The following is a 3,575-nucleotide window of genomic DNA, read 5'->3' on the forward strand; positions in this document are numbered from 1 at the left end:
GTCGAAGATCAGCCGCCTGGAGAACGGCCGCCGTTCCATCAGCCAGCGCGATGTGCGCGACCTCTGCGGGGTGTACGAGGTCGAGGACCACCGGGTCGTGGACTCGCTCATGCAGATGGCCAAGGACTCACGCCAGCAGGGCTGGTGGCACGCGTTCGGCGACATCCCGTACAGCGTCTACATCGGCCTGGAGACGGACGCGGAGTCCCTTCGCGTGTACGAGCCCCAGGTCGTCCCGGGCCTTCTGCAGACCCGGAGTTACGCGGAGGCGGTGATCAGCGGCGCGCTCCCGGAGGCCCCTCCCTCCGACATCGAGAAGCGGGTCAACGTACGGGCCAGACGACAGGACCGGGTCAACTCCGTCGAGCAGCCCCTGCGCCTGTGGGCCGTCATCGACGAGTCCGCGCTGCGCCGGCGGGTCGGCGACAAGCAGGTGATGGTCGAGCAGCTGGAACACCTCATCGAACAGTCGCACCTGCCTCATGTCACCGTGCAGGTACTGCCGTTCGACATGGGCGCGCACCCCGGCATCAACGGGCAGTACGCCATTCTCGAATTCCCCGATGCCGCCGATTCCAGCGTCGTGTACATCGAAGGGGTCACCAGTGACCTCTATCTGGAGAAGGCCCAGGACGTACAGCGCTACAGCGTCATGTACGAGCACCTGCGCGCCCAGGCCCTGAACGTGGAGCAGACGCGTGAATTCATCAGCAAGATCGCCAAGGAATACACCGCCTGAGTCCCTTCACGGGAGGTGGGGGCGGGAAGATACACCGTCACCACCTCACACGGACAGCACGCACGGAATATGCCATCCGGTCGAGTGAACGGCTCCTCCACGGCTTCGTGTTCGCGAGTAGCGTCGATCACGCCAACACGAACGCAGTTGGTGTCGCTCACACACCTCTCTGAACCGGAGTCACCGTGGCTATTCTTCAGGGCGCTACCGAAAAGTGGACCAAGTCGTCGTACTCCGGCGGCAACGGCGCATGCGTCGAGGTCAAGTCCCCCGTCGCGCGGTCCATCGCCGTGCGCGACTCGAAGGCCCCCGAAGGCCCCTCGCTGACCTTCGTGCCCGGCGCGTGGAACGCGTTCGTACGCGATGTCGCAGCGGGCACCGTGGACGCCTGACCGGCTGATCGACCGCGTGTGGCGCGATGGTCATCGCGCATCATCGCCAGGAGCCCTCTCGACTGGTTCGCCGTCCTGGCCGAGGGGGCTCGGCCCATGAATGGCGCGGTGTCGGCAGGCGCGGCCGGCACCCCACGCATACCGCCCGGACTCCCGCGCATCGGTGTCCGACGGGCGGATGCCCGACGCCCGCGCATTCAGTAAGCGCTACTCAAGAGCCGCATCGTTCAGGCTTCCTCCTTCTCCGGCCGCACGGGACCCGCATCCCGTGCGGCCGTTCCGTGTTTCGCGTCCGGCTCCGTCGCCACCACTGCCGTCGCTACCGCTTGCCGTCGTCGCTGCCGCTGCCGTCCCAGCCGCTGTTGCCGTCACAGCCGCTGTTGCCGTCACGGTCGGCGGCGTCGCCGCTCTCTTGCCCACGTCTCCGCTCAGCCTGACGAAGTGCCCGCCCATCGTGTGGCCGCGGTCACGTCCGCGACAACGCCCCCTGAGGTCAAGAAGGCGCAAAATTGTTCGCCTTGCTGATCTGTGTTCACATTCCTGACCGCCGCAAACTTGACCGGGCGTGCGGACAGACGGTTCACTTCCCGCAGTCCCTTTCCCGCAGGGGGCCCCGCTGAACGGCCGTACCGACGAAGTGTGTTCCCGTTCGCAAGGCGGACCCCTGGAGGGGGCACATGAACAGTCTCGACTGGACCGTGCTCATCGGCTATTTCGGCGTGATGGTCGCGATCGGACTCTGGTCGCACAAGCGCGTCGGTGACGTCAGCGACTTCTTCACGGCAGGCGGCAGGATGCCGTGGTGGCTGTCGGGCATCTCGCACCACATGTCCGGCTACAGCGCGGTGATGTTCACCGGATACGCCGGGATCGCCTACCAGTACGGCGTGACGGCCTTCGTGACCTGGTCGCTGCCGATCGCCATCGGCATCGGTATCGGGGCGAAGCTCTTCGCGCCCCGGCTCAACCGGGTGCGCTCACGGCTGCACGTCGCCTCACCGCTCGAATACCTGAAGAACCGGTACAACGTCCCGACCCAGCAGGCCCTTGCCTGGTCGGGGCTGCTGCTAAAGATCGTGGACGTCGGCGCCAAGTGGGCGGCGATCGCGACGCTGCTCTCCGTCTTCACCGGAATCAGCCTCACCCAGGGCATCTTCATCACCGGGGCCATCACCGCCGTCTACTGCACGGTCGGCGGCCTGTGGGCCGACGCGCTCACGGAGTTGGGGCAGTTCGTCATCCAGCTCCTGGCCGGTCTGGCCATGCTCGTCATCACCCTGCACGAACTGGGCGGCTTCGACTCCCTGTGGACGGTCTGGGACAAGCTCCCCGAGGGTCACGCGGAGCCGACGGCGGGTCCCTACACCGTGACCTTCCTCCTGGCCTACCTCTTCATCAAGACCTTCGAGTACAACGGCGGCATGTGGAACCAGGCCCAGCGCTACATGGCCACGGACTCGGCACGCTCCGCGACCCGCTCGGCCCGGCTCTCCGCCCTCCTGTGGCTCATCTGGCCGGCCGTGCTCTTCTTCCCGATGTGGGCGGCCCCCCTGCTCGTGGAGGCCGAGAAGCCGGACGCCTCGGACAGTTACGCCCTGATGGCCGAGCAGTTGCTGCCGCACGGGCTGCTGGGCCTGGTGATCGTGGGCTTCTTCTCGCACACGATGGCCATGTGCTCCTCGGACGCCAACGCCATCTCGGCCGTCTTCACCAGGGACATCGTCCCCGTCTTCTCCAAGGCGGCCCGCTCCTGGAACGACCGCAGCGGGCTGCTGGCCGCCCGGATCTCGACGCTGGGCTTCCTCGTCCTGTCGATGGCGCTGGCCACGCAGATCAACTCGCCGGCCTTCAAGGACATCATCTCGGTCGTCATCAAGTGGGTGGCGGGCCTGATGGGGCCGATCGCGATCCCGTTCATGCTGGGCCTGCTGCGCAGGTTCCGCCGGTCGGGTCCGACGGCGGCGCTCACCAGCTGGGCGGCGGGGCTGCTCGCGTTCTACTTCACCAACTACGAACTGGACGGTTCGGTGAAGACGGATGTCGCCCTCCAATACCAGGTGGCGCTGCCACTGGCGATCTCCCTGGTGCTCTACGTCGTCATCGGCCTCGTCAGGCCCGAGGACACCCCGGAGCGCGACGCCCTCATCGAGAAGATCAACTCCGACGGCGACGGCCCAGCGGACGCCTCGGGGGCGACGGCCGTACCCGGCCAGCGGACCGGCCCTGAGGGCACGGGCGTCCCGGAAGGAGCGAAGGACTGACCTCCGGCCGGCCCTCGGCGCGGCCGGGCGGGCACGCGGGCTTCGGTACGGGCGTACGGTCCCCGGCGCGGGCGGCCGGGCACGCGGGCTTCGGTGCGGACATGCCGCCCTCGGCGCGGGCGGCCGGGCACGCAGGCTTCGGCGTGGGTGGGTGCACGGCCGCCGCACGGACCAGGCGAACCA

The 3,575-nt window shown here is 67.7% G+C and carries 3 protein-coding genes; all 3 read left to right on the forward strand.

What is annotated here, in order from left to right; all coding sequences use genetic code 11:
* The coding region (locus tag IH13_RS0115825; protein WP_031084907.1) for a DUF5753 domain-containing protein at positions 1-739 on the forward strand (739 nt) is incomplete at its 5' end.
* 185 nt (positions 740-924) lie between these two features.
* Positions 925-1,131 carry a DUF397 domain-containing protein gene (locus tag IH13_RS0115830; protein ID WP_031084909.1) on the forward strand — a complete coding sequence of 69 codons (207 nt, stop codon included), beginning with the start codon at positions 925-927 and terminating at the stop codon, positions 1,129-1,131.
* Between the two features lie 677 nt (positions 1,132-1,808).
* Positions 1,809-3,392 carry a sodium:solute symporter family protein gene (locus IH13_RS0115835; RefSeq protein ID WP_031084910.1) on the forward strand — a complete coding sequence of 528 codons (1,584 nt, stop codon included), beginning with the start codon at positions 1,809-1,811 and terminating at the stop codon, positions 3,390-3,392.
* Positions 3,393-3,575: the final 183 nt, after the last annotated feature.

It is taken from the genome of Streptomyces sp. NRRL WC-3549 (assembly GCF_000721935.1).
GTDB lineage: Bacteria > Actinomycetota > Actinomycetes > Streptomycetales > Streptomycetaceae > Streptomyces.

Bases quoted from the DNA above. Each gene is read 5' to 3' on its own strand.
- IH13_RS0115835 (WP_031084910.1), top strand. From the start codon at position 1,809: ATGAACAGTCTCGACTGGACCGTGCTCATCGGCTATTTCGGCGTGATG.